22 protein-coding genes are annotated in these 24,493 nt (G+C 56.3%); 13 read left to right on the forward strand and 9 right to left on the reverse strand.

All coding sequences use genetic code 11. The features are described 5' to 3' along the window. The first annotated feature begins 66 nt into the window (after positions 1–66). The 4 genes from aldA (at position 67) to cybB (ending at position 4,040) form a co-directional block, all read left to right on the forward strand. Complete coding sequence (aldA, locus tag ACG0Z5_RS16475) at positions 67–1,506, forward strand: aldehyde dehydrogenase (protein ID WP_394449332.1); 1,440 nt, start codon at positions 67–69, stop codon at positions 1,504–1,506. A gap of 131 nt (positions 1,507–1,637) precedes the next feature. Further along, complete coding sequence (locus ACG0Z5_RS16480; protein ID WP_394449335.1) at positions 1,638–2,054, forward strand: GFA family protein; 417 nt, start codon at positions 1,638–1,640, stop codon at positions 2,052–2,054. A gap of 102 nt (positions 2,055–2,156) precedes the next feature. After that, a complete protein-coding gene (locus ACG0Z5_RS16485; RefSeq protein ID WP_394449338.1) occupies positions 2,157–3,311 on the forward strand; it encodes an acyltransferase family protein in 1,155 nt (384 codons plus the stop codon). Between the two features lie 201 nt (positions 3,312–3,512). Next, on the forward strand, positions 3,513–4,040 hold the full coding sequence (gene cybB, locus ACG0Z5_RS16490) for a cytochrome b561 (RefSeq protein WP_394449341.1): 528 nt from the start codon (positions 3,513–3,515) through the stop codon (positions 4,038–4,040). A 57-nt stretch (positions 4,041–4,097) separates the two neighbouring features. On the opposite strand, the gene ACG0Z5_RS16495 is transcribed toward cybB, so the two are convergent. The 3 genes from ACG0Z5_RS16495 to pcaH form a co-directional block, all read right to left on the reverse strand. Next, positions 4,098–5,024 carry a LysR substrate-binding domain-containing protein gene (locus ACG0Z5_RS16495; protein WP_394449344.1) on the reverse strand — a complete coding sequence of 309 codons (927 nt, stop codon included), beginning with the start codon at positions 5,022–5,024 and terminating at the stop codon, positions 4,098–4,100. A gap of 165 nt (positions 5,025–5,189) precedes the next feature. Continuing rightward, a complete protein-coding gene (gene pcaG, locus ACG0Z5_RS16500; RefSeq protein ID WP_394449347.1) occupies positions 5,190–5,810 on the reverse strand; it encodes a protocatechuate 3,4-dioxygenase subunit alpha in 621 nt (206 codons plus the stop codon). Further along, positions 5,807–6,547 (reverse strand): protocatechuate 3,4-dioxygenase subunit beta, encoded by a 741-nt coding sequence (pcaH, locus tag ACG0Z5_RS16505; protein WP_394449350.1) that lies wholly within the window; start codon positions 6,545–6,547, stop codon positions 5,807–5,809. Before pcaH ends, pcaG begins: the two co-directional genes overlap by 4 nt. Before the next feature lie 238 nt (positions 6,548–6,785). Between pcaH and ACG0Z5_RS16510 the strand changes: the two genes are divergently transcribed. Then, on the forward strand, positions 6,786–8,129 hold the full coding sequence (locus tag ACG0Z5_RS16510; protein WP_394449353.1) for a VOC family protein: 1,344 nt from the start codon (positions 6,786–6,788) through the stop codon (positions 8,127–8,129). Positions 8,130–8,273: 144 nt separating this feature from the next. On the opposite strand, the gene ACG0Z5_RS16515 is transcribed toward ACG0Z5_RS16510, so the two are convergent. Further along, positions 8,274–8,960 (reverse strand): hypothetical protein, encoded by a 687-nt coding sequence (locus ACG0Z5_RS16515; protein ID WP_394449356.1) that lies wholly within the window; start codon positions 8,958–8,960, stop codon positions 8,274–8,276. A gap of 78 nt (positions 8,961–9,038) precedes the next feature. Here ACG0Z5_RS16515 and ACG0Z5_RS16520 point away from each other — a divergent pair, with 78 nt between their 5' ends. Continuing rightward, on the forward strand, positions 9,039–10,547 hold the full coding sequence (locus tag ACG0Z5_RS16520) for a carboxylesterase/lipase family protein (RefSeq protein ID WP_394449359.1): 1,509 nt from the start codon (positions 9,039–9,041) through the stop codon (positions 10,545–10,547). On the opposite strand, the gene ACG0Z5_RS16525 is transcribed toward ACG0Z5_RS16520, so the two are convergent. Next, the gene (locus ACG0Z5_RS16525) at positions 10,486–11,382 is read right to left on the reverse strand and encodes a LysR family transcriptional regulator (RefSeq protein WP_394449362.1); all 897 of its coding nucleotides are present in this window, start codon (positions 11,380–11,382) and stop codon (positions 10,486–10,488) included. The two genes, ACG0Z5_RS16520 and ACG0Z5_RS16525, sit on opposite strands and share 62 nt — an antisense overlap. A gap of 46 nt (positions 11,383–11,428) precedes the next feature. Further along, positions 11,429–13,036, reverse strand: a complete 1,608-nt coding sequence (locus ACG0Z5_RS16530) for an FAD-NAD(P)-binding protein (RefSeq protein WP_394449390.1) — start codon at positions 13,034–13,036, stop codon at positions 11,429–11,431. A 147-nt stretch (positions 13,037–13,183) separates the two neighbouring features. Here ACG0Z5_RS16530 and ACG0Z5_RS16535 point away from each other — a divergent pair, with 147 nt between their 5' ends. From ACG0Z5_RS16535 to ACG0Z5_RS16545, 3 genes are all read left to right on the forward strand, one after another. After that, positions 13,184–14,353 carry a pyridoxal phosphate-dependent aminotransferase gene (locus ACG0Z5_RS16535; protein WP_394449393.1) on the forward strand — a complete coding sequence of 390 codons (1,170 nt, stop codon included), beginning with the start codon at positions 13,184–13,186 and terminating at the stop codon, positions 14,351–14,353. A 12-nt stretch (positions 14,354–14,365) separates the two neighbouring features. After that, positions 14,366–15,139: an ABC transporter substrate-binding protein gene (locus tag ACG0Z5_RS16540; RefSeq protein ID WP_394449365.1), complete on the forward strand. Its 774-nt coding sequence runs from the start codon at positions 14,366–14,368 to the stop codon at positions 15,137–15,139. A gap of 229 nt (positions 15,140–15,368) precedes the next feature. Continuing rightward, a complete protein-coding gene (locus tag ACG0Z5_RS16545; protein WP_394449368.1) occupies positions 15,369–17,024 on the forward strand; it encodes a glucan biosynthesis protein D in 1,656 nt (551 codons plus the stop codon). Positions 17,025–17,094: 70 nt separating this feature from the next. On the opposite strand, the gene hpxO is transcribed toward ACG0Z5_RS16545, so the two are convergent. After that, on the reverse strand, positions 17,095–18,252 hold the full coding sequence (gene hpxO, locus ACG0Z5_RS16550; RefSeq protein WP_394449371.1) for an FAD-dependent urate hydroxylase HpxO: 1,158 nt from the start codon (positions 18,250–18,252) through the stop codon (positions 17,095–17,097). A gap of 131 nt (positions 18,253–18,383) precedes the next feature. On the opposite strand from hpxO, the gene rimL reads away from it, so the two are divergent. Then, positions 18,384–18,950 (forward strand): 50S ribosomal protein L7/L12-serine acetyltransferase, encoded by a 567-nt coding sequence (rimL, locus tag ACG0Z5_RS16555; protein WP_394449395.1) that lies wholly within the window; start codon positions 18,384–18,386, stop codon positions 18,948–18,950. Here the strand turns inward: rimL and ydcK are convergent. Next, on the reverse strand, positions 18,942–19,922 hold the full coding sequence (gene ydcK / locus ACG0Z5_RS16560) for a YdcK family protein (protein ID WP_394449374.1): 981 nt from the start codon (positions 19,920–19,922) through the stop codon (positions 18,942–18,944). The genes rimL and ydcK overlap by 9 nt on opposite strands. A gap of 118 nt (positions 19,923–20,040) precedes the next feature. On the opposite strand from ydcK, the gene tehB reads away from it, so the two are divergent. Continuing rightward, positions 20,041–20,637 carry a tellurite resistance methyltransferase TehB gene (gene tehB, locus ACG0Z5_RS16565; protein ID WP_394449377.1) on the forward strand — a complete coding sequence of 199 codons (597 nt, stop codon included), beginning with the start codon at positions 20,041–20,043 and terminating at the stop codon, positions 20,635–20,637. On the opposite strand, the gene pepT is transcribed toward tehB, so the two are convergent. Continuing rightward, on the reverse strand, positions 20,634–21,866 hold the full coding sequence (pepT, locus tag ACG0Z5_RS16570; RefSeq protein ID WP_394449380.1) for a peptidase T: 1,233 nt from the start codon (positions 21,864–21,866) through the stop codon (positions 20,634–20,636). The genes tehB and pepT overlap by 4 nt on opposite strands. Positions 21,867–21,959: 93 nt before the next feature. Here pepT and ACG0Z5_RS16575 point away from each other — a divergent pair, with 93 nt between their 5' ends. Both ACG0Z5_RS16575 and ACG0Z5_RS16580 read left to right on the forward strand, forming a co-directional pair. Then, entirely contained in the window at positions 21,960–23,552 is a 1,593-nt protein-coding gene (locus ACG0Z5_RS16575) for an ABC transporter substrate-binding protein (protein WP_394449383.1), read from the forward strand. 136 nt (positions 23,553–23,688) lie between these two features. Continuing rightward, entirely contained in the window at positions 23,689–24,357 is a 669-nt protein-coding gene (locus ACG0Z5_RS16580) for a DUF3313 domain-containing protein (protein ID WP_394449386.1), read from the forward strand. The last annotated feature ends 136 nt before the right edge of the window (positions 24,358–24,493 follow it).

Genomic DNA, 24,493 nt, shown 5'->3' on the forward strand with positions numbered 1-24,493 from the left:
CCGCGAAGTCTCGATATTTAACAATATATTCACTTGTTAAAAACGATACGTTCACAGGAGTAACCCATGACAGCACCCGTACAACACCCTATGTATATCGACGGTCAGTTTGTGTCCTGGCAGGGCGAGGCCTGGATTGACGTGGTTAACCCGTCAACCGAGGCACTGATTTCCCGCATTCCTGATGGCACAGCCAAAGAAGCGCAGCAGGCGATTGATGCCGCAGAGCGTGCTCAGCCGGAATGGGAGGCGCTTCCGGCGATTCAACGCGCAGGCTGGCTGCGAAAAATGGCGGCGGGGATCCGTGAGCGGGCGGAAGAAATAAGCGCTTTGATCGTGGCGGAAGGTGGGAAAATTCAGCAACTGGCGGAAGTTGAAGTGGCGTTCACCGCGGATTACCTCGACTACATGTCAGAGTGGGCGCGTCGCTATGAAGGCGAAATTCTGCAAAGCGACCGTCCGGGGGAAAACATTTTTGTCTTTAAACGGGCGTTGGGCGTGACCACGGGTATTCTGCCGTGGAACTTCCCGTTCTTCCTGATTGCCCGCAAGCTCGCCCCGGCGCTGATTACCGGCAATACCATCGTTATCAAACCGAGTGAGTTCACGCCGAATAACGCGCTGGCCTTCGCCCAAATCGTGCATGACATCGGTCTGCCAAAAGGGGTGTTTAACCTCGTGCTGGGGCGGGGCGAAACCGTCGGCCAGGAGCTGGCGGCGAACCCGAAAGTGGCCATGGTCAGCATGACCGGCAGCGTCGGCGCGGGCGAGAAAATCATGACCGCCGCGGCCAAAAATATCACTAAAGTGTGCCTGGAACTGGGCGGCAAAGCCCCGGCTATCGTGCTCGACGACGCGGATTTGGGACTGGCGGTGAAAGCGATTGTGGATTCGCGGGTGATCAACACCGGACAGGTATGCAACTGCGCCGAGCGCGTGTATGTGCAGAAAGGCATCTATGACAGCTTCGTCAATCGTCTGGGTGAGGCGATGAAAGCGGTGCAGTTTGGCGACCCGGCTCAGCGCACAGACATCGCGATGGGGCCATTGATCAACGCCGCCGCACTGGAACGGGTGGAACAGAAAGTGGCGACAGCGGTTGAGCAGGGCGCGAAAGTAGTGCTCGGCGGCAAAGCGGTTGAGGGCAAAGGCTATTTCTACCCGCCGACGCTGCTGCTTGATGTGCGTCAGGATATGACCATCATGCACGAAGAAACCTTTGGCCCGGTGCTGCCGGTGGTGGCCTTCGATACCCTGGAAGACGCGCTGAAAATGGCCAACGACAGCGAATACGGCCTGACCTCTTCGGTCTATACCCAGGATCTGAACAAGGCGATGAAGGCCATCAAAGGGCTTAAATTCGGCGAAACCTACATCAACCGTGAGAACTTTGAAGCGATGCAGGGCTTCCACGCGGGCTGGCGAAAATCCGGGATCGGCGGGGCCGATGGTCGCCACGGTCTGGAAGAGTATCTGCAAACGCAGGTCGTCTATTTGCAATCGTAAGCCACGACACGCTGCAACAGGGGGCCAATCGGCCCCTTTTTCATTGATTTTTCGTTGGCGTGGCAAACGTGCGACAAACCGGGTTCTATGCTAAGACTTTTTATTCCATCGATTAGCTCAGAGGTGTGCCCGTGTCGGAAAAAGTCAATGCTCAGTGCCATTGTGGGGCGGTGAAATTTACCGTCGAACTGTCAGACGGTTTTAATACCCTCCGACGCTGTAACTGCTCTTTTTGTCGGATGCGCGGCGCGGTAGTGGTATCTGCGCCGTTGACGGGGATTAAGGTGATAGAGGGCAACGATAAGCTGACGGAATACCGGTTTAACACCCGGACCGCCGCGCACTATTTTTGTTCGGTATGCGGGATCTACACCTTCCATCAGCGGCGTTCTGATCCCACTCAGTACGGTGTCAACGTGGCCTGTATCGAAGGTGTGTCGCCGTTCGATTTCACTGAGGTGACGGTCTCTAACGGTGTTCATCATCCTTCTGACGGCGGCGGCGGGGTGGCAGGGATTTTGCGTTATTCACGCGTGGAAAACGACTAACAACCCGGTGTACGGCCTCAATATGAAAATCGTTATTCGGCTGCGTACTCAGATTTCGCGTAAGACAAATGCTATCATGAAGCCCTTATTGATGGGGTGAGTATGGCAATGACTAAAAACTGGTCTCCGGAGCTGGAAGGCCTGCGCGGCGCGGCATCGCTGTGGGTGTTTCTCGGGCATATTGCACTGCTGGTGAATTGCAAAATACCGATTATTGCGGTGCCAAAACTGGGCGTCGATTTGTTTATTTTGCTGTCCGGTTATCTGATGGCAAAAAATTATATTGAACGTCAGGAAAAAGAACCCTGGAACCGCTGGCAAACCATCAGGACATTCTGGTTGCGCCGTTATTTTAGAATTGCGCCGCTCTATTACGTGATGCTGATCGTGGCGTTGCTGGTCGGGCATTACCTTGGCGATATGCGGCAGATAATCGCCGAAGCCTTCCCTTCAACGGCGACCGCCACCTTGCGTTATAGCGATCACTCCTTCCTCAACCTGTTGACGCATGTGTTTTTTGTGTTCGGTGATTTACCTAAATATGCCTACAACACCGCGCTGCCGGACTGGAGTATTGCGCTGGAGATGCAATTTTACCTGCTGTTCCCCTTCATCATGCTGTTAACCCGGCGCTGGGGATTTGCTCGGACCCTACTGGCAATGATGCTGGTGGCGCTCCTTGGTCGTTATCTGTTGCCAGGGTTGTATACGGCATTCCCGATGCCGTCGATGATCCTCATTAAGCTGCATGTTTTTATTGCCGGGATGTTGATGGCGGAGGCGGTCAGGCAGCGACGTATAATGTTTCTTGGACTGGCGCTGCTGGCACCGGTGGTCAGCGCACTGATGAATATTCGGATGGATGCACCGCAGGTTATCGTCGAAGCACTACTGATCCTCGGCATGACAGGCGTGTTGTGGCGGTGGCAGCGGCCGAGCCTGTTATCGCGTCTGTTTAGCATCCCACGCGCATGGCTCAGTAGCCGAATTCTCACCTGGCTGGGGGATGTCTCTTATTCGGTGTATTTGCTGCATCTTCTGTTAGTGATACCAATCGTTGCATTGTTGCTACAGCATTTTCATTTGGCGACCTATACCAGCGGGACACGTTATTTGATAACCGTCGGATTGTGCTTCCCGGTGGTCTATCTACTGTCAACCGGTTTGCATCGCTATATCGAACTACGCGGCATCGCATTCGGTAAACGGGTGGTGCAAAACAGCAGCGTGAAGAAAAAAGTGCTAGCGCAGCCGTAAGCTATTCTGGCGGTGGGAAACCCTCCGCCTTGATATGAAGCGAATAAACGCCTCCAGGCTTAGACCAGCCGCTCGGATTGGGCAACTGAACAATTTTCAGGCACCGCTAAGGGTTTGAAAATCTATACAGAAAAGTTAATGAATTTTTAAGCTTGGATCGCTATGTTAACTTCCTCACAGTTTTTTCCGGGATCAACAACGATGCGAGATAAATACTCGAGCCTGCAAATTGGCATTCACTGGCTGGTTTTTCTGCTGGTGGTTATTACGTACGCAGCAATGGAGTTACGCGGTTTCTTTCCGCGCGAATATCGGCCAGCCTTTAATATGGTGCACGTCTCCGGCGGAATATCGATTCTGGTGCTGATGGTTACGCGCCTGCTGGTGCGTCTTAAACAGCCTGCACCGCCTATCGTACCGAAGCCAAAACCGTGGATGACCGGGATGGCGCATTTAGGGCATCTGATTATCTTCGTGCTGTTTATCGTGCTGCCTGTCCTGGGGCTGGTGATGATGTACAACCGGGGCAATCCGTGGATGGCGTTTGGTATCACGATGCCGTATGCATCGGTGGCGAATTTCGATTTAGCGGATAACCTGAAGGCGTTTCACGAGCTGTTGGCCAATATCGGCTACTACGTGATTGGTCTGCACGCGCTGGCAGCGCTGATGCATCATTATCTGTGGAAGGACAATACGCTGCTGCGCATGATGCCGCGTAAGAAATAAGCTGTGTTTGCCGGGTGGCGCTGCGCTTACCCGGCCTACGTTTTATTGCCGGAAAACTTAATGGCCCGGCATCGATTTACGAATGGCGCTCAACAGCGTCTGCGCCCCGGTCGATAACGGGGCATCCACCCGGGTTAAAATCCCAATCGGTTCACCCGCGCCCTGGGTCGGCACCGGCAGCGCGACCAGCGTGCCATGACGTAAATCGTCTTTCACCGCGCCCGATGGCACAAACCACACGTAGTCAAAATCGACCGTCAATTGGCGCGACAGCGAGGCCGACAGCGTTTCAATACAGCCCGCCGGAATTTTGCATCCCTGACTCAGCAGCAATGCTTCCGCGTTCTGACGTGGAACGGTGCCTTTCGGCGAGACCACCACCGGCCACTCCATCACTTTGCTCAGGGTCACCGTCTCCTGCAAAAGCGGATGATTCGGGCGCACCACCAGTTTCAACGACTCGAGAAACAGCAGTTCGTAGTTCAGGCCGCTCATCAGCTCCGGATCGGACATCCGGCCAATCCCGAGGTCAATCTCCCCGGATTTCAGCCCCGCCAACAGCATGGTGTTATTCATGGTGGCGACCTGCAAGGTGATGTCTTTTTGCTGTTGATGGAATTGGCCAATGACCGCCGGAAGAATGCCCAGCGCGGCGGTCGGCAGGGCACCGATACGCACCACATCGCCGCTGATGCCCTCTTTACGGCTCAACGCTTGCCCGGCGGTATTCAGCGCGTCGAGCACTTTTACCGCGTGGGTCAGAAACTGTTCCCCGACCAGCGTGAGCTGCGCGCCGAGACGCCCGCGATTGAACAGACGAGTGCCAGTAAGCTGCTCCAGCTCATTGAGGGTTTTTGACAGCGCGGGCTGGCTGAGGTTAAGCGTTTCCGCCGCGCGCCCCAGCGTTCCCTGTTGAGCGACGGCGACAAAAGTATGCAAATGGCGCAAGCGAATGCGCTGACTGAAGAGACCATTTTTTTCCATAACCGGATGTTAAAGACAGAGCGCAGCGCGTTACAAGACAACTTGTTTAAATTTGATAACTTGCTTGCAAAATATCATTAACATATTGGTTAATTGCGTCACATGTGGTTATGGATAGCGTTGTGGGAAAACCCGACGACACGCGCCGCCGGGTAGGTTAAGCGTTTAGAGATCGAAGAAAACCGTTTCAGCTTCACCCTGAAGATGAATGTCAAACCGGTACACCACCTCATTATCGCGCTGCTCGCGCTGGCCAATTAAGGTTTTCCGCCGCACTTCCCATTCAATCAGATTCAGCACCGGATCGCGCTGATTGGCGTCCTGTTCATCGGAGAAGTACATCCGCGTATTGAGGCCGATGTTGATCCCGCGCGCGACAATCCACAGGTTGACGTGCGGGGCCATCACGCGCCCGTCACGGCCCACAACTGCCCCGGGCTTAATGGTTTCAAACCGCCAGACACCGGAGTCGAAATCGGAACAGCTGCGTCCCCAGCCACGGAAATCGGCATCGAGGCTTTTCTCCTGCTGTTGGTCGGCAGGGTGGTTATAGCGCCCGGCGGCGTTGGCCTGCCAGATCTCGAGCAGGACATCGCGCACCGGGGTGCCGGAGCCGTCGAACACCCGGCCTTCAATGGTGATGCGTTCGCCTTCGGTGTGACTGTTGGTCAGCACCGGGCCGAAATTTTTTTCGAAGATGTGAAAGCCTGCGGCGTCGGGTGCCAGGCCAATATGGACATATGGCCCGGCGGTTTGGGAGGCAGTTTCAGCTAAGTAGTCTTTCATCGGGCGGCTCCCTGGGTGCGATTTTCAAACAGGGTGGCACGACTGCCGCGCAGCACCAGATCGAAACGGTAGGCCAGGCAATCGAGCGGCACCGCGGCGTGGGTGTCGAGTTCGGCAATCAGGGTGCGAATGGCGTCGTCGTTATTAATGGTTTTCACGATAGGACACTGTTTGATCAGCGGGTCGCCTTCGAAATACATCTGGGTAATCAGACGCTGAGCAAAGGCTTCGCCCGACAATGAGAAGTGGATGTGCGACGGTCGCCAGTCGCTGGCCTGATTACGCCACGGGTAAGGGCCGGGTTTGATGGTACGGAAAACGTAATAACCGTTTTCATCGGTCAGCACCCGGCCACAGCCGCCAAAATTCGGATCGACCGGGGCCAGATACTGGTCTTTCTTATGCCGATAGCGACCGCCCGCGTTAGCCTGCCACACCTCCACCAGCGTGTTTTTCATCGGACGACCGAAGCCGTCGCGGACATAGCCGTGGACGATAATGCGTTCGCCAATCGGCAAGCCGTCTTTGGCATAATTGAGGATCAGGTCGTTATCCTGCGGGCCGAGATCGTCACTGCGAAATACCGGGCCGGTAATTTCCGACAGTGAGTTCTGCAATGAGATAAGCGCATTGCGCGGTGAGCGCAGCACGCTGGTTTTGTAGCCGGGTGCGAAGGCGGGCGGGTGATTGTTGTAATCACGATGCACCACTTCACGTGGTGTCCATTTTTCGTTCATAGGGCGCTCCGGGTCAGAGGACGGCTTATTGTTGTGATATCGCCACCCGGAGTGTGTGTAATCATATTGTTAATTTAAAGTGAATTTATAAGGCTTTTTGTATAACAACAGGTTATAAACCGCACCAAAACAGGGCCTAAAGCCAGAGGTTATCCGCGATCACAATTCGGAAATTCTTCCTCCCGAGCGCAAATGGCTTATGTACACTCCAGGTAATATTCACTGGAGACATGACATCATGGCGAACACCATCACGGCTGATGAGATTCGGGAAAACTTTTCGCAGGCTATGTCAGCGATGTACCAGCAGGAAGTTCCGCAGTACGGCACGCTACTGGAACTGGTGGCAGATGTGAACCTGGCAGTGCTGGAACATAACCCGCACCTGCATGAACAGCTGGCCAACGCCGACGAACTGGCGCGCCTTAACGTTGAGCGTCATGGCGCGATCCGCGTCGGCTCAGCGGATGAACTGGCGACGCTGCGCCGCATGTTTGCGATTATGGGGATGTACCCGGTCAGCTATTACGATCTTTCACAGGCGGGCGTACCCGTGCATTCCACCGCGTTTCGTCCGGTGGAGGATGCCGCCCTGGCGCGTAACCCGTTCCGCGTTTTTACTTCCCTGTTGCGTCTGGAACTGATCGACAACCTCGAGTTGCGTGATAAAGCCGCTGAGATTCTGGCGAAGCGCGACATCTTCACCCCGCGCTGCCGTGAGCTGATTGACCATTATGACGCGCAGGGCGCATTGACCGCGGCCGAGGCAAAAGAGTTTGTGACAGAGGCGCTGGAAACCTTCCGCTGGCACAGCCATGCCACGGTCGAGCAGGAAACCTACCTCGCGCTGCATAACGAACACCGTCTGATTGCCGACGTGGTGTGCTTCCCCGGCTGTCATATCAATCACCTGACGCCTCGTACGCTCGACATTGATCGCGTGCAGCAGCTGATGCCGGAATATGGCATTGAGCCGAAAGTCCTGATCGAAGGCCCGCCGCGCCGCGAGGTGCCGATTTTACTGCGCCAGACCAGTTTCAAAGCGCTGGAAGAGCCGGTGCTGTTTGCCGGAGAGCATCGCGGGACGCATACCGCGCGTTTCGGTGAAATCGAACAGCGCGGTGTGGCGCTCACGCCGAAAGGCCGCGCGCTGTATGACGCGCTGCTGACCGAAGCGGGTACCGGTAAAGACAATCTCAGCCATCAACAGCATCTGTCGGATATGTTTAAAGCCTTCCCGGACAGCGAAATGTTCCTCCGCCGCCAGGCGCTGGCCTATTTCCGCTACCGTCTGACCCCGGCGGGTGAGTCGCACCGCCAGGCGTTTCGCCCCGGGGATGATCCCCAGCCGTTAATCGAGCGCGGATGGCTGGTGGCTCAGCCGATCACCTATGAGGATTTCCTTCCGGTGAGCGCGGCGGGTATTTTCCAGTCCAATCTCGGGAATGAAACCCAGGCCAGAAGCCACGGCAATGCCAGCAAAGCCGCATTTGAGAAAGCGCTCGGTTGCCCGGTACTGGATGAGTTCGAGCTGTATCAGGCTGCTGAAGACCGCAGTAAACGGCGCTGCGGTTTGCTGTAAGCGGGCCAGAGTAGGCCCGGCACGTTTCACGCCGCCGGGCGCTCCAGAACGCATTCTTAGGTGAGGGTTATGTTTTGCGCCAGAATAGCCTGTAAGCTGATTATTTCCGTCCGGCTGTTATCCGCCGGGTTTCCCAGCACCACATCACAGGTGGAAAGGCGCGATGCATGGACGGAGAGCGACGGCGAGGAAAAGAATACGTCTGGCGCTGTTTCCCCAGGTGACGCCAGAGTTGGCAAAGGTCATCAGCCCTGAGTTTCCGGCGTAGGTCAGGTCATGCTCATATTGCCCATGCGTGACGAACGGGCCTTTCTCCGCGCTCTGCCCATCGGCATGGCAGTTCTCCACCCGGCAGTAGGCCGAGGCGGTAAAATCATTCAGGTGTCTGGCGTTTGACACATGGCAGTCGCGGATATCGCCATACAGGCAGTAAATCTGCTGGGTCAGATAGCCCGCCCCGGTAAACCGTAGCGATCGGATGGTGACATCCCGAACGGGTTCCACCCGCTGCCAGGAGATGACCCGTCCCGCGTTGAGCGTCCAGCCGTTGGTATAGCTGACCTGGACATGGTGTTGATCCGTTATCGCCGTGACCTGTACCAGTTTCTGGAGTTCGCGGGCCGCCGCCCCTCCCGAAATATCGGACTTGACGGCATACCAGTCGCCGACGGTAAAGCGGCAGCTGTCTTCAACCGGAAAGATATCCGTTAGTTCCAGCAACGGTTCAGTCAGTGTGGTCTGGCTTATCTCTGTATCCAGCGAGCCCTGGAAAAAGAGGACCGCGGCAAACGGGTCGTTTACCGGGATGCTATCGTCCAGAATACCAAACATTCTGAAATCACCGGTTCCTGTGTTCGGTCATGCGATTACTGTTTACACTGGGATGAGTGCAGATTAAGGAAGCGAACGATGCATAATCCCTCCACACCGTTGGTGCAGACGCAGCAGGGGGCCCTCTTGGGGCTGACCGAAGATAACATCCAGATTTGGCGCGGCATTCCCTTTGCCGCCCCACCTGTCGGGGCGCTGCGCTGGCGTTCTCCTCAGCCCGTAGCGCCGTGGACTGGCGTGCGCGAGGCGCAGACCTTTTCCCCGGCCAGCTGGCAAAATATCGACTACTGCCGCGAGTTAGGCGGAGGCGATCCGGGCCGTTTTTCCGAAGACTGTCTCTATCTCAACGTTTGGGCACCCGCCGCGCGAACAGAGCCGTTGCCGGTGATGGTCTGGCTGCACGGTGGCGGGTTCACCATTGGTGCGGGGAGTTTGCCGCCATACGACGGAAAGCCGCTTGCCAAACGCGGTGTGATCGTGGTGACGGTCAACTATCGCCTCGGGCATCTCGGCTGCTTTGCCCATCCGGCGCTGACGGGCGAAGAGGGCGAGCGGGTGTGCAATTTCGGCTTGCTGGATCAGATAGCCGCCCTGAAATGGGTGCAGGACAATATCGCCGTATTCGGCGGTGATAGTGACAACGTCACGTTATTCGGTGAATCGGCAGGTGCGCGCAGCGTGCTCTCACTCCTGGCCTCGCCGAAAGCCAACGGACTGTTTCATAAAGCGATTATCCAGAGCGGTTACACCTTGCCGGATACGCCGCTGGATGCGGCTCTGGCGCAGGGCGAAGCCCTCGCTGCCCATTTTGGCTTGATCAACCCTACGGCAGAACAGCTCCGCGCGTTGCCTGCCGATGCGTTCTGGCCGTTGGAAGGGACGCTTAAGCCAGGCCCGGTTCCGGTATGCGGCGATGCCGTGTTACCGCAACCGATGCTGGAAACCTTTTTCACCGCCCGTCAGCATCCGCTGCCGATAATGGTCGGCTCCAATAGCGACGAGGCCAGCGTGATGGCGGTGTTTGGCGTTGACCTCGCCGGGCAAATTCAGAAGCTGCGCCAGGAGCGCCGTTTGGGACTAGGGCTGATTAAGCTGTTGTATCCGGGCGTGAAGGGCGATGAAGAACTGGGCCGTCAGGTATGTCGCGATATGGCCTTCACCACGCTGGGATATGTGGTGATGCAGGCGCAGCAGCGAATCGGACAGCCTTGCTGGCGCTACTGGTTTGATTATGTGGCAGAGGCCGAGCATCAGACCTATTTAAACGGGGCGTGGCACGGGAACGAAGTGCCGTATGTTTTCGATACGCTAAGCCAAGTGGAACCGGCGCGACATTACGTTAATGAAAGCGACCTGGCCTTTTCAGCACAGGTGGCGGATTACTGGGTGAGTTTCGCCCGTCATGCCAGCGCGAATGATGACACCTTGCCCGGCCCGGTGCGCTGGCCCGCATCAGTCAAAGGTCGGGATCGGCTGCTGCGAATCGGCCTGAATAAGCTGCGCGGATTTAAAGTGGAGAATCGGTTTATGCGCGCCCGGCTGGCGCTGTTTCGGCGGGTAATGCGCCATCATGTGACGCTGGATTAAGCAGGCCGTCACGGAACTGGGTCAGGCCGATGGCTTTGGCAGACACTTCGCGCACCACCAGTCGATAGCTTGCCCCCGTTTTGACGCTCAGCGCGTAAGGCCGCACCAGACGGCCGCTCAGTAAATCCTGTTCAACCAGCGTTTCATCGGCGATCGCCACTCCAAAACCCTGAACGGCGGCGGTGATCGCCAGGTCCATGGTATCGAAGTGCTGATTCTTTTGCATCGCGGCGGGTAGCGGGTCCGCCAGCTGCGCCAGCCACAGTGACCAGTCGGTTTTATCGCGGGTGGGGTGTAAAAACGTCATCCCGGCAAACAGCGTGTTCTCCGCCAGCCGATGGCTGACCACCGGGGTCAGCGACTCTTCAAACAGCAGATCCCCGGCGTTCATGTGGGGGCCAAAGACGATTGCCGCGTCGAAAGGCTCGGTTTTGAAATTGACCGAATGCTCAGTGGTAGTGGTCAGGGCAATCTGCATCTCAGGGAAACGCTGTTCTATCTCAACCAGACGCGGCACCAGCCAGCGCATCGCGCAGGTCGGGGCTTTCAGGCGCACCACCGTTTGCTGCTGGCGCGCCTGTTCTGCCACCATCAGCATCTGATTAAACGAGGTCATCAGCTCCGGGTACAAGGCGCTGCCCTGAGGGGATAGACGCAGGCCGCGCGCCAGTCGCTCAAATAGCGGGAAACCAAACCATGCCTCGAGGGTCGCAATCTTGCGGCTCACCGCGCCCTGCGTCAGACACAGCTCTTTGGCGGCGTGCGTCAGATTGAGATGACGGGCGGTCACCAGAAAGGTTTCTATGGCGTTCAACGGCAACTGCCTACGTGACATGCTGGCTCCAGCTATGCAATTTGGTCATGGCGAGTATGACACAGCGCTACAGCTCGATAAACGGCAATCGCCGACGGGAATGCGCCGCCGGTTGCGACACCGCGCTGGCGATGTTTTCGCCTATTTCCGCGCAGACGGTAATCCCCTGGATAAACGGCCTGTCGTGCATCAGGTAAGGCAGGGCCGCAAAGGCGACACGCCCGCGCACGCTCGGCGGTTCCAACAGAGTGTAATCGTCGGCGATGTCCGGGAAATCCTCGCCGTGCGACTCCAGCTGTTGGCGAAAACGCGGGAACGGCAAATCCTTAATTTTGAGCGATTTTTGTCCTCGGGCATCGATAAAGGTATCGAAGGTAAAATCGCCGTTTTCACTGGATATCATCGTCTTGCCGGGCTGAACATCGAGGGTGTAATCATTGCCAAGGGCGTGCAGACTGAGGATCCCCGCTTCACGCAGCGCCAGTAAACGGCGAATCGACTCCGACGGAATCGCCGTGTAGTTATCAATAAACACCCGGCCCAGACCGGAGGTGAAGCGTTCGCGGTCCGGGTCCGTCAGGTGCGGGACCATCTCCTCGACGGCTTCATGCAGGCGCAAAATGGTATAGCGCCAGTACAGGGTATGCTTCTCACGCTTATTACGTTCCACTTCACGCAGATTCGCCTGCGCCCAGAGCCAGGGGTTGTGCCGTTTCCGGTCAGCAAACCAGGCCGCGGAAAAGGTGTCGGCGGTGAGCGTGTGCAGGGCGACTTTTTCTGCCCACGCCGGGTCAGCAAGCGCAAGCTCCTGCTGGATAAGCGTGAATACGCGATCGAGTAATTCCGCGCTGCCAGCGGCAATTTCACGCTCAATGGCCTCGGTCGTCACCACCTGGAGCGGTTCATAAGGAATAGGGCAATAGAAATCCGCTTCCGGCAAAATACCCGAGCGGGATAGCATCGCGATTTTTAGCGCCTGGCTCTCCGCCTTGAGCGTGAACTGCACGTCCTCGTCGTTTTCGGTGAAGTGACCGTGCTGCACCACGACCGCCATCGCGGCATCAATTGCGCTCAGCGACAGCCCCATAATGCCGACGTTTCCGGGCCTGATATCGGCTTCAATCAGCCCCGACCACGGGCTGGGGAAGAAGGCGCGAGGGAAGTTATCTTCGTCAGGCCAGACGTGCCCAGTGGCAAGCACCGCCAAATCAAACTGTTCTTGACGCGGTTCCCCGTCGACCCACAGCCTGACGCCTTGCGGCGTGACCTGAAGATCGGTCACTTCGCTGGACTCCTGCACCTCGACGGTAAAACCTTGCGCGCGCGCGCGCTCAACGAGGCGTAAAAACTGATCGCGATAATACTCGCCGAGCAAAATGCGCGGCAGAAATTGCCGGTCATGCAGGGAGGCTTTTTCGACGCCATAGCGTGCCAGATGCGTCTCTGGCTGGTTTTTCAACCATTCAAGGTAGGTAGAAAAGAGCGGCGGAATTTCAATGCTGGCAATGTTGGCCAGCATCATCCGGGAATTATCTTCATCGGCGTAGGGCATGCCCACACCCGCCTCATCGCCTTGCTCGAAAAGCGAGAGGGCGACCGGCGTTCGGTTTTTGAGCATCGAAAATAAGGTGTAAATGCCGGTAGGCCCGGTGCCGACAATGGCTATTTTTTTCATCATGGTTACCTGTCGTTATCTGCTCCAAGTCTAGTCCAAGGATCCAGCTATGCAATTTTCTCATGGCTAGTATGACAACAATTCGATTGTCGCTTCCGGCGGCTTTATGTTGAATAGTTATGCATATTTACTGAGAAAGGATTGATGATGACTCTGCGTTCACCGGTGAAACCCCGCACCAAGCTGCCCGACGTGGGCACCACTATCTTTACCGTGATTGGCCAACTATCTTCTCAGCATAACGCCATTAACCTTTCCCAGGGCGCACCGAACTTTGCCTGTGACGCGCGGTTAGTGCAGGGCGTGACCCGCGCGATGGAAGAGGGGCACAATCAGTATGCACCGATGACCGGGTTGCAGGCCCTGAAAAACCGTATCGCCGATAAAATCGCCGATTTGTATGGGCCGCGGTATGACGCCGATAATGAAATTTTAATCACCGCCAGCGCCAGTCAGGGACTCTATTCCGCGATAAGCGGGCTGGTGCATCCGGGCGATGAAGTTATCTATTTTGAACCGTCGTTCGACAGCTATGCGCCGATTGTACGTTTGCAGGGCGCAACCCCGGTCGCCATCAAGCTGACGGTGCCGGATTTCACCGTGAACTGGGATGAAGTCCGCGCTGCTATCACGTCGCGTACACGGATGATTATCATCAACACCCCGCACAACCCGAGCGGGAAAGTGTTCGATGCCAATGATTTACAGCAGCTGGCGGCCCTGACGCGCAACACCGATATCGTGATTCTTTCCGACGAAGTGTATGAGCACGTGGTGTTCGATGGTCAGCCGCATCACGGGATGGCGACCCATCCCCAGTTGGCTGAGCGCAGCGTGATTATTTCGTCGTTCGGCAAAACCTATCACGTCACCGGCTGGCGGGTGGGCTACTGCGTGGCCCCGGCGGAGCTGATGGACGAAATCTGCAAAGTGCATCAATTTTTGATGTTCTCTGCCGATACCCCTATGCAATATGCCTTTGCGGAGCACATGACTGACCCGCAGACCTGGCTGTCGCTGGCGGCGTTTTATCAGCGCAAGCGCGACCTGCTGCAATCGCTGTTGGCCGAATCACCGTTCCGGCTGCTGCCGAGCCAGGGTTCGTTCTTCCTGCTGGCGGATTACAGCCATTTCAGCGACGAAAGCGACAGTGAGATGGTAAAACGTTTGATTGTCGACCACGGTGTGGCGACCATTCCGCTGTCGGCGTTTTATACCGACGGCACGGATAACAAACTGATCCGCCTCTCTTTTGCCAAAGATGAGGCGACATTACGGGCAGGCGCTGCGGCCCTGTGTCAGGTTAAACCACGTTAAGGGGCGTTGGCGATGAAACTGAAAGCACTGATTCTGGGCATGGGCCTGATTTGCTCTGTCTCTTCCTTTGCCGCAGGCGAACTGCGTTTTGGCGTGGAGGCAGAATATCCGCCGTTTGAAAGCCGCAATGCGGCAGGCGAGCTGCAAGGGTTTGATATTGATTTGGGCAATGCCATCTGTCAGGCGGCGGCGCTGAAATGCAGCTGGGTTGAAAGTTCGTTTGATTCGCTGATCCCGGGGCTGGTGGCGAAGAAATTTGATGCCATTAACTCGGCGATGAACATCACCGAACAGCGTCGCAAGAGCATCGATTTTACCCAGCCAATCTATCGCATTCCCTCGCAGTTAGTGGGTAAAGAAGGCAGCGGGATGCAGGCCACACCGGAAGGGTTGCAGGGTAAAACCATCGGTGTGTTGCAGGGTTCTATTCAGGAAACCTACGCCAAAGAGCATTGGGAAAAGCACGGGGTGACCGTGGTGTCGTATAAAGATCAGAATATGGCGTGGGCCGATTTGCTCAATGGCCGTATTGACGCCTCGCTGGTGATGTCTGCCGCCGGGCAGGCCGGGTTCCTCAGTAAGCCGCAGGGCAAGGGCTTCGGCTTTATCGGTAAACCGGTCGCCGACGACACGATTCTCGGTAGCGGGATTGGCTTTGGCCTGCGTAAAGGTGATGCGGAACAGAAGAAACAGCTGGATGCCGCCATCGATAAAGTGCGTGCCGACGGCACGATCACCAAACTGGCCGCGACGTATTTCCCAGGCATTGACGTCAGCGTAAAATAACCCATTCACATCTTATTTTAGCCCCGGAAGTGGTGTCGCTCGCTGGGGCTCTTTGTTTGTATCGGTTTACGCTTTTTTACAGCCCGATTCAGTCACATCCGATCGCAAAAATTTATTTCCCGGTTTGCTCGGATTTTGCACGCCGAACAATTGGATTATCAGCAGTTTTTGTCTAGAGTGGGCGACTTCTTAGCGAAGTCGACAATCACAGAAGGACGCTGACGCAGGCATGAACCGCAGACACTTTATTAAATCTTCTATGGCTGTAGCCGCGGTAGGCGCTACAACCGGAGTTGCCTCTCTGTTTTCAAAAGCCGCGCTGGCTGACGATTCGTCGATTGCCGACGGACAAACGCGCCGTTTTGATTATTCCGTACTGCAATCCATGGCGCGTGATTTATCCACCCAGCCGTGGGGCGGTGCGCCGAAGGACTTGCCGAAAACCCTGGCAGAGCTGACCCCGCAGGCCTACAACAGCATTCAGTACGACGCCGCGCAGTCGCTGTGGAACAACATTGACGAGCGTAAACTGGATATCCAGTTCTTCCACGTCGGGATGGGCTTCCGTCGCCGGGTGCGCATGTTCTCGCTGGATTCCGCTTCTCAGCAGGCACGCGAAATTCACTTCCGCCCGGAGCTGTTCAAATATAACGATGCGGGCGTGGATACCCAACAGCTGGAAGGGCAGACCGATCTCGGGTTCGCCGGGTTCCGCACCTTTAAAGCCCCTGAACTGGCGCGACGCGATATCGTGTCGTTCCTCGGCGCAAGCTACTTCCGCGCAGTCGATAGCACCTATCAGTACGGCCTGTCCGCGCGTGGTCTGGCGGTCGATACCTTCACCGATACGCCGGAAGAATTCCCGGACTTTACTTCATTCTGGTTCGAAACCGTAAAACCGGGTGCGACGGTGTTTACAGTGTACGCGCTGCTCGATAGCCCGAGCGTGACCGGAGCCTACAAGTTCACCGTCAACTGTCAGGAAACGCAGGTGATCATGGATGTGGAAAACCACATCTTCGCGCGGAAAGATATCAAGCAGCTCGGTATCGCGCCGATGACCAGCATGTTCAGCTGCGGCAATAACGAACGCCGCATGTGTGACACCATTCATCCGCAAATCCACGACTCCGACCGTCTGGCGATGTGGCGCGGCAACGGGGAGTGGGTCTGCCGTCCGCTGAATAACCCGCAGAAACTGCAGTTCAATGCCTTCCAGGATAAGAACCCGCGCGGCTTTGGTCTGCTCCAGCTCGACCGTGATTTTAGCCACTATCAGGACGTGATGGGCTGGTACAACAAGCGCCCAAGCCTGTGGGTTGAACCGCGTAATCAGTGGGGCGAAGGGGCGGTATCGTTGATGGAAATCCCGACCACCGGTGAAACGCTGGATAACATTGTCTGCTTCTGGCAGCCAAAGAAAGCGGTGAAGGCGGGCGACGAGCTGGACTTCAAATATCGCCTGTACTGGGCCGCGCAGCCGCCGGTGCGCTCCCCGCTGGCCCGCGTGATGGCCACCCGTACTGGAATGGGCGGCTTCCCGGAAGGTTGGGCACCGGGCGAGCACTATCCGGAAAAATGGGCGCGTCGTTTTGCGATTGATTTCGTCGGGGGCGATCTGAAAGCGGCCGCGCCGAAGGGTATCGAGCCGGTTATCACGCTCTCCAACGGCGAAGCGAAGCAAGTGGAAATTCTCTACGTCGAACCGTTCGACGGCTACCGCATTCTGTTCGACTGGTATCCGACCAACGATTCCACCGATCCGGTGGAGATGCGTATGTTCCTGCGCTGCCAGGGCGATGCGATCAGTGAAACCTGGCTGTATCAGTATTTCCCGCCTGCGCCAGATAAGCGTAACTACGTTGATGACCGCGTGATGAAGTAAGTGACGAATGGCACGGGCCCGTTGTTGCAGGCCCGTGCAACCGCCGCGCCGCCGGGCGACACAAGGTGATTCACCCCAACGGCCCGCCGACAATCGTTTCACGCATCCCGGCTAAAATGCGATCCCCGGTTTCATGGTACAAATCGGCATACCAGGCTTTGGTTTCCTGCATATCTTTCCCGTGGGTGACGTCGCAGCGTTTTCGCGCTTTCAGCACCAGATCCTTCACCCGCCAGGCGCGTTTTTCCTGGTAACGCAACAGGGCATCCTCAATCCCCAGCGAATGGGTTTGTAGCGTCATCGCCAGCACCACCGCATCTTCCATTGCTGCGCACCCGCCCTGACCAATGTCCGGAGTGGTGCTGTGTCCGGCGTCTCCAAGCAGTGCCACGCGGCCACGCACCAGGGTTTCCAGCGGTTCGATATCGTGAATTTCAATCCTGTTGGTGGTCTGCGGGTCAATCTGCGCAATCAGCTTCTGCACCGGGTCGGCCCAGCCGCGGAAATAGCGCTGCAAATCGCTGCGGGCGGTGGTGCGGTCTTCGTTCAACCCTTTCGCCAGCGGCACGTCGAAGAAGAAATAGAAGCGATTCCCGGCGACGGGCATCAGCGACACGCGTTTGCCTTCGCCCACCCAGGTGGTCCACTGATTGGCGGGGGCTAAGTCTTCGTCGATGGTCACCAGCCCGTTCCAGTTGACGTAACCCGCATACCGGCGCTCGGTCTGGTAGCCTATCACCCAAGAACGAATGGCGGAGTGCGTGCCGTCGGCGGCAACCAACAGGTCAGCTTCGGCGGTGTGTCCATCCTCAAAGGTCGCCCGCACGCCGTCAGCGAAGGATTCCACGCTGACCACGCGTTTACCAAACTGCACCGCCTCGCGGCCGTAGGTGTCCAGCAGCATCTCCTGCAACCCGGCACGGGCCACCGGCCACGGACGCTCACCGACGCTTTGCACCAGGGGGGCGAGACTGAAACGAGTCATGGTCTGGTTATGGCGGAAATCGCGATAGGACATATACTCCATAGGCCCCCCTAATTTTCGCAGTGGCTCCTTCATTCCCAGCCAGTTCAGGCACTTAACGCCGTTTGGCCAGATTGAAATGGCGGCCCCAACCGGTTTAATCTGTTTCACAGCCTCATAAACGTCGGTTTCAATGCCGCACTGCTTGAGGGCGATGGCCGCAGAGAGGCCACCAATGCCACCACCAATCACGATTGCTTTCATCTTGTTGTCTCTCCTTTGGGTTACAAAGGGATAAAGCAAGAGGCGTGCCAGCCAGCAAAGCCGCACGGTACGCGGGATGCAAGGTATTGGTGCATTATTTTAGTGCAAACAGAGTGCCATAAGGAGCCATGATGATCCCCGAGCAAGCGCTACAGGATGAGATAATTCAGGTCACGCCGGAGCTAATGTTGCATGCCGCCGATGAGCGTTTTGTTTCAGAGTTGCACCAATTGGTTCTTAAAAACCGCCACTGGCTACAGCACTCATTGAACTGGCCGCAGTTTGTCGGCAGCGAAGAGGACACCCGGCAAAATATGCTCAGCAACCGACTGCTGCACCAGCGCGGCTATGCCAAAATGTTCCTGATCGTGCAGCGCGAAACGCTGGTTGGCGTGCTGTCGTTCAATTCGATCGAACCGCTGAACAAGGCGGGGTATATCGGTTACTGGCTGGATGAAGCGCATCAGGGGCAGGGAATTATCAGCCGTTGCCTGGCGGCGTTTATGCACTACTACGCCCAACAGGGCGAAGTGCGGCGCTTTGTGATCAAGTGTCGGGTGGAGAATGAACGCAGCAACCAGGTGGCGCTGCGCAACGGTTTTACCCTGGAAGGGTGCCTGAAGCAGGCGGAGTTCCTCAACGGCCACTATCATGACCAGAACATTTACGCCCGCATCATGGATGAAGTGTCAGATTGAGCCGAGCAGCGGGGTGCGGGTGACACGCTCATCGCCGTTGATCACTTTCGGGCCGCGAATATGGATGCCGTCGTCGCCATAGGCTTCGATCACCGCATTGCCGCAGATTTCGACCCGGTGCTCAATCACCACGTCACCACTGATCCGCGCGTGACCCTCGACCAGAATTTTATCATCCAGCAGAATCGGCCCGCCGCGCAGCCAGGCGTGACCGCCGACCAGGACGTGATGCTTCAGCACGCAGTTGCCTTCTACCACCGCGTTCTCCGCCACCTGCGAGCTGTAGCGCAGCGTAGGGATGTCGTCTTCACCCTGACCGGCGACCACCCGGGCGTTGCCGTACACTTTGGCGCAGTCGCAGATCCAGACATTATTTTCTTCGTTGCCCTGAATGAGTGCGGCATCGAACACTTCCGCCCGATGCTCAATAAACGCCTGATCGACAATCGCGTCGCCGTAGATTTGCACCTGATGCACCACCCGTGAGCGGCTGACGGTGGCCCGGTCGTAGATTTGCAGATGCTGTGTGCTGTCGCGGGTCAGGCCGATGGCGGCGATGATGTCACACTCATTCAAAATCCGCGCATCGCCAAACAGATGGCATTCCCCGCGCACCCGCGAACATTGAACCATGACGTTGTCACTTATTCTCGCCCGATCGGTCACCGTGGCGTTATCGAGCCAGGCGTTGTCCTCTATCAGCGCGCCATGGGAGAGAGTGCAGGCCTGCGTCACGCGGGCGTTGCCGGTCACACGCGCGTCGGCAAATACCACGCTGTTGTGGTCGTAAATCCAGCAATCGCCTTGCTGACTGAGGGCGCTATCAGTCTCAATCCAGCCGCCTGCGCTGCCCGCCGACACATCGGCAAAATCGCGTAAGGCGATGATTTGCCACAGGGTGACGTTTTTTTTCTCGCCATCTTGCTGATAGCGGTATGCACGTGAGGTGTCGCTGAGACGATACTTGTTCATCACTCTTCTCGTTACGGGGGCTTAACATAAACGTAGCAAAGAATCTCCATGACGCGACCCTTAAGATTCCTTTAAAATGCACCTTTAAAATGATACCGATATCAAACCAGGAGCCACGATGAACCGCTGCGATGAAAATTACTTCACCGAGAAATACGGTCTGACACGTACCCATTCCGAAGTGCTGCATGCGGCGAGCAGAATTGCGCCGGGCAAAACCCTGGATTTAGGCTGCGGCAACGGGCGTAACAGCCTGTATCTGGCGGCGAACGGTTTTACGGTGAGCGCATGGGATAAAAACCCGATGTCCATCGCCAGGCTGGAAAGCATTCGTCAGGAAGAAGGGCTGGAAAATCTGCAGGCGAAGGAAGTCGATCTCAACGGCCTGAGCTTTGAGGGCGAGTACGATTTTATTCTGTCGACGGTGGTGATAATGTTCCTCGAGGCCAACACCATTCCGGGGCTCATCGCCAATATGCAGCGTTGCACGCGCCCTGGCGGCTGGAACCTGATTGTGGCGGCGATGGATACCGACGATTATCCGTGCACCGTCGGTTTCCCGTTTGCCTTCAAACGCGGCGAGCTGGAAGGGTATTACGCAGGTTGGGAGTTTGACCGCTACAACGAAGACGTCGGCGAATTACACCGCACCGACGCCAACGGCAATCGCATCAAGCTGCGTTTTGCCACCCTGCTTGCGCGTAAACCCGCTTAACGCGCCGCGAGCAGGCAGAGCTGAAGGGCGACGTTGTACGAGGCCTCGAACGATTTCAGCGGCAGAAATTCAAACTTCGAGTGGAAGTTGTGTGCGCCGGTGAAGAAGTTCGGGGTCAGTAGCCCTTTAGCTGACAGCGCCGCGCCGTCGGTGCCGCCGCGCATCGGCGTCGGTTTCGGCGTGATGCCCAAACTTTCCATTGCCTCAAACATCAGGTCGATTGCGCGCCTGTCTTCACCTACAGCATTGCTGATGTTGCTGTATGTATCGCTAATCTGATATGTCACTTTTGCCGTGGGATACTGCGCGGCAATCTTCCCGGCGACGTCGCCAATCTGCTGTTTACGACGCTCGAAACTGGCCAGGTCGAAATCACGAATGCTGGCGTTCAGGACGGCATAACTCTGCCCCGCATCGATGCCGTTAAACCAGACGTACCCCTCGCGGCCTTCGGTATGTTCCGGCGTTTCTGACCGGTCGAAGTGGCTGATGAAATCCGTGGCCATTAACAGCGGGTTAACCAGCACGCCTTTGGCCGACATCGGGTGCGCGGTCACGCCGGTGAAGCGAATTTCCGCCGCCGCGGCGTTGAAGTTCTCATACACGATTTCGCCGAGCTCGCAGCAGTCGATGGTCCAGGCAAAATCGACGTTGAAGCGTCGTTCCAGATCCAGCGCTTTGGCCCCGCGCAGACCCACTTCCTCATCCGGCACAAACGCCACCACGATATCGCCATGACGATGCTCCACCGTCAGGTTTTCCAGCAGCGTCATCACCACTGTTACCGCCGCTTTATTGTCAGCTCCGAGCACGCTGGTGCCGTCGCTGAAAATAATCTCTTCATCCGGATAGGCGAGGATCTCCGGATGTTGATCGACCCGCAGCCACACGTCTTTCTCTGCGTTGAGACAGAGATCCTGACCGGTAAAACGTATGATCTGTGGATGAATATCCGGTGACAATCCCACGTCGACGGTATCGATATGGGTGATAAAACCGACGCGGGGCGCACCCGGCACGTTGCCCTTTTTCACGGCGGTGACGGTGGCGTGTTCATCAATTTCAATGTGGTCCAGACCCAGCTGGGACAGCTCTTTGGCAAGCGTTCGCGCCATCTCATGTTGGCCGACGGTGGTCGGTAAGGTGGTGGCGCTGGCGTCGCTCTGGCTGGTGATCGCCAGGTAGCGGAAGAAGCGTTGGGTTAATTGACTGGCGAGCGGCGAAGACATAGTGATTCCTTCTTTATTCGTGTTATCAGGTGTTTGCAGTGAGTTTTTGATGTTATCTATTGAAGGCTGACTAATAAGAAACAGGAAATGGACATGAAAAGCAAACTGACAACGCTGGCGCTGGCGACGGTTGCCCTGACGGTAAGTTCCGCCGTGGCGGCGAAAACGCTGGTGTACTGTTCGGAAGGATCGCCTGAAAACTTTAACCCGCAGTTATATACCTCCGGAACCAGCGTGGATGCCAGCGCGGTGCCGGTTTACAACCGTCTGGTGGATTTCAAACCGGGCACCACGGAGCTGGTGCCAAGCCTCGCCGAGAGCTGGGAGGTGAGCGAAGACGGGAAGGTCTACACCTTCCATCTGCGTCAGGGCGTGAAGTTCCAGAGCAACAAATATTTTAAGCCAAGCCGCGATTTCAACGCTGACGACGTCATTTTCTCGTTCATGCGTCAGAAGGACGAAAACAACCCGTACCACAAGGTCTCCGGCGGCAGCTATTCGAATTTCGAAAGCCTGGAGTTTGGCAAGCTGATCACCTCGATTGATAAGGTTGACGATCATACCGTGCGCTTCACGCTGGCACATCCGGAAGCGCCGTTTGTGGCTGACCTGGCGTGGTATTTTGCCTCGATTCTGTCGAGTGAATACGCCGATGCGATGATGAAGGCGGGCACGCCGGAGCGCGTCGATATGGACCCGATTGGCACCGGACCGTTTAAGCTGGCGCAGTACCAAAAAGACTCACGCATTCTGTTCACCGCGTTCCCGGAATACTGGCAAGGCAAAGCCAAAATCGACCGGCTGGTGTTCAGCATCACGCCGGATGCCTCGGTACGTTATGCCAAACTTGAGAAAAACGAGTGTCAGGTGATGCCATTCCCGAACCCGGCTGATCTGCCGCGCATGAAAGAGAACAAAGACATCAACCTGATGAGCAAGGCCGGGCTGAACACGGGCTTCCTGTCGTTCAATACCCAAAAGCCGCCGTTTGATAACGTTAAGGTGCGTCAGGCGCTGGCGATGGCTATCAATAAACCGGCCATCATCGACGCGGTATTCCACGGCACCGGCACCGCGGCGAAAAACCTGCTGCCGCCAGGGGTATGGAGCGCTGACAGCGCGCTGAAAGATTATGATTTCGACCCTGAGAAAGCCAAAGCGCTGCTGAAAGAGGCCGGTTTTGCCAACGGTATGACCGTCGATTTGTGGGCGATGCCAGTACAACGGCCTTATAACCCGAACGCCAAACGGATGGCGGAAATGATCCAGGCCGACTGGGCTGCCATTGGCGTGAAAACCACCATTACCACCTACGAGTGGGGCGAATACCTGAAGCGGGTGAAAGACGGTGAGCATCAGGCGGCGCTGATGGGTTGGACCACGGCCACCGGCGATCCGGATAACTTCTTCGGCCCGCTGTTTACCTGCCAGTCGGCGGACGGGGGTTCGAATTCGGCCAAATGGTGCTACGCGCCGTTTGATAAGCTGATTGCTGAAGCGAAATCGATAACCGATCAGCAGAAACGGACCGAACTTTATCAACAGGCGCAGCAGATGATGCACGACCAAATGCCTGCGGTGATGATTGCCCACTCCACGATTTTTGAACCGGTGCGTAAAAACGTCAGCGGCTATGAAATCGACCCGTTTGGCAAGCACTTGTTCTATCCGGTCGACATGAAATAAGCTTTCCAGCACCTGCCATTTTCGGTGGGTGCAAATTTAATTCCGAATCTGTTAGCAATCGCTTTTTTTCCCACAACAAGAGTAAGGTCGCTTTGTTATAAAGAGCCCGCAATTGCACTTTTACAGGGACTCTTTTATGCGTAGCAAAACTTTATTTAAAGTGGCCGCACTTGCGGGCATGATCGCGTTAACGGGATGTGCTTCAAAAATCGCCTCGCCGGAGAAGTATTCTGGCTTTCTGAAAAAATATTCCGACCTTAAGGAAACAACGTCTGCATCCGGCAAACCGGAACTGCGCTGGATTGACCCGAATTACAATCCGGCGGATTTCGATAATGTTGTTTATAACCCGGTTGTTTATTATCCGGTGCCAAAGCCAACGACCCAGTTTGGCGAACAGGCAATGTCTGAGATCCTGAATTACACCAACCAGGAATTGAAAAAAGCGATCGCCGAGAAGAAACCACTGACCACCATCGCAGGCCCGCGCAGCCTGATATTCCGTGGTGCGATTACCGGGGTCGACCGGAGTGAAGAAGGGTTGCAGTTCTATGAAGTCGTGCCGGTGGCATTAGTGGTGGCGGGAACCCAGATGGCGACCGGACACCGTACCATGGACACCAGCCTTTACTTTGAAGCTGAACTTATCGATCCGAAAACCAATAAGCCGGTTATTAAGGTTGTGCGAAAAGGTGAAGGGGAAGACCTGGCCAATGAAAATACGCCAGTGACGGCGGAAACGCTGAAAGCGGTGATTGATGAAATGGCAATTGACGCCGTGAAGTTCGATCCTACGCAGAAGTAAATCTGAAGCCATTTCAGGAACCGGCGGCGCAAACCGCCGGTTTTTTTGTGCACAGAAAACCCCCAGCTAGGCTGGGGGTTCCGTAAAGCTTTCAGCTTTGAGCCAGTTATCAAAACCCCTTTTGATTTGTTAAAAC

This window comes from Scandinavium sp. M-37 (assembly GCF_043558715.1).
Lineage (GTDB): Bacteria > Pseudomonadota > Gammaproteobacteria > Enterobacterales > Enterobacteriaceae > Scandinavium > Scandinavium vulneris_A.

Excerpts from the sequence above, each read along its gene's own strand:
- ACG0Z5_RS16575 (WP_394449383.1), top strand. The coding sequence starts at position 21,960 with ATGAAAAGCAAACTGACAACGCTGGCGCTGGCGACGGTTGCCCTGACG.
- ACG0Z5_RS16510 (WP_394449353.1), top strand. The coding sequence starts at position 6,786 with ATGGCGAACACCATCACGGCTGATGAGATTCGGGAAAACTTTTCGCAG.
- ACG0Z5_RS16580 (WP_394449386.1), top strand. The coding sequence starts at position 23,689 with ATGCGTAGCAAAACTTTATTTAAAGTGGCCGCACTTGCGGGCATGATC.
- tehB (WP_394449377.1), top strand. The coding sequence starts at position 20,041 with ATGAACCGCTGCGATGAAAATTACTTCACCGAGAAATACGGTCTGACA.
- ydcK (WP_394449374.1), bottom strand. The coding sequence starts at position 19,922 with ATGAACAAGTATCGTCTCAGCGACACCTCACGTGCATACCGCTATCAG.
- ACG0Z5_RS16525 (WP_394449362.1), bottom strand. The coding sequence starts at position 11,382 with ATGTCACGTAGGCAGTTGCCGTTGAACGCCATAGAAACCTTTCTGGTG.
- ACG0Z5_RS16545 (WP_394449368.1), top strand. The coding sequence starts at position 15,369 with ATGAACCGCAGACACTTTATTAAATCTTCTATGGCTGTAGCCGCGGTA.
- ACG0Z5_RS16515 (WP_394449356.1), bottom strand. The coding sequence starts at position 8,960 with ATGTTTGGTATTCTGGACGATAGCATCCCGGTAAACGACCCGTTTGCC.
- rimL (WP_394449395.1), top strand. The coding sequence starts at position 18,384 with ATGATCCCCGAGCAAGCGCTACAGGATGAGATAATTCAGGTCACGCCG.
- cybB (WP_394449341.1), top strand. The coding sequence starts at position 3,513 with ATGCGAGATAAATACTCGAGCCTGCAAATTGGCATTCACTGGCTGGTT.
- hpxO (WP_394449371.1), bottom strand. The coding sequence starts at position 18,252 with ATGAAAGCAATCGTGATTGGTGGTGGCATTGGTGGCCTCTCTGCGGCC.
- ACG0Z5_RS16530 (WP_394449390.1), bottom strand. The coding sequence starts at position 13,036 with ATGAAAAAAATAGCCATTGTCGGCACCGGGCCTACCGGCATTTACACC.
- pcaG (WP_394449347.1), bottom strand. The coding sequence starts at position 5,810 with ATGAAAGACTACTTAGCTGAAACTGCCTCCCAAACCGCCGGGCCATAT.
- pepT (WP_394449380.1), bottom strand. The coding sequence starts at position 21,866 with ATGTCTTCGCCGCTCGCCAGTCAATTAACCCAACGCTTCTTCCGCTAC.
- ACG0Z5_RS16535 (WP_394449393.1), top strand. The coding sequence starts at position 13,184 with ATGACTCTGCGTTCACCGGTGAAACCCCGCACCAAGCTGCCCGACGTG.
- ACG0Z5_RS16520 (WP_394449359.1), top strand. The coding sequence starts at position 9,039 with ATGCATAATCCCTCCACACCGTTGGTGCAGACGCAGCAGGGGGCCCTC.
- ACG0Z5_RS16485 (WP_394449338.1), top strand. The coding sequence starts at position 2,157 with ATGGCAATGACTAAAAACTGGTCTCCGGAGCTGGAAGGCCTGCGCGGC.
- pcaH (WP_394449350.1), bottom strand. The coding sequence starts at position 6,547 with ATGAACGAAAAATGGACACCACGTGAAGTGGTGCATCGTGATTACAAC.
- ACG0Z5_RS16495 (WP_394449344.1), bottom strand. The coding sequence starts at position 5,024 with ATGGAAAAAAATGGTCTCTTCAGTCAGCGCATTCGCTTGCGCCATTTG.
- aldA (WP_394449332.1), top strand. The coding sequence starts at position 67 with ATGACAGCACCCGTACAACACCCTATGTATATCGACGGTCAGTTTGTG.
- ACG0Z5_RS16540 (WP_394449365.1), top strand. The coding sequence starts at position 14,366 with ATGAAACTGAAAGCACTGATTCTGGGCATGGGCCTGATTTGCTCTGTC.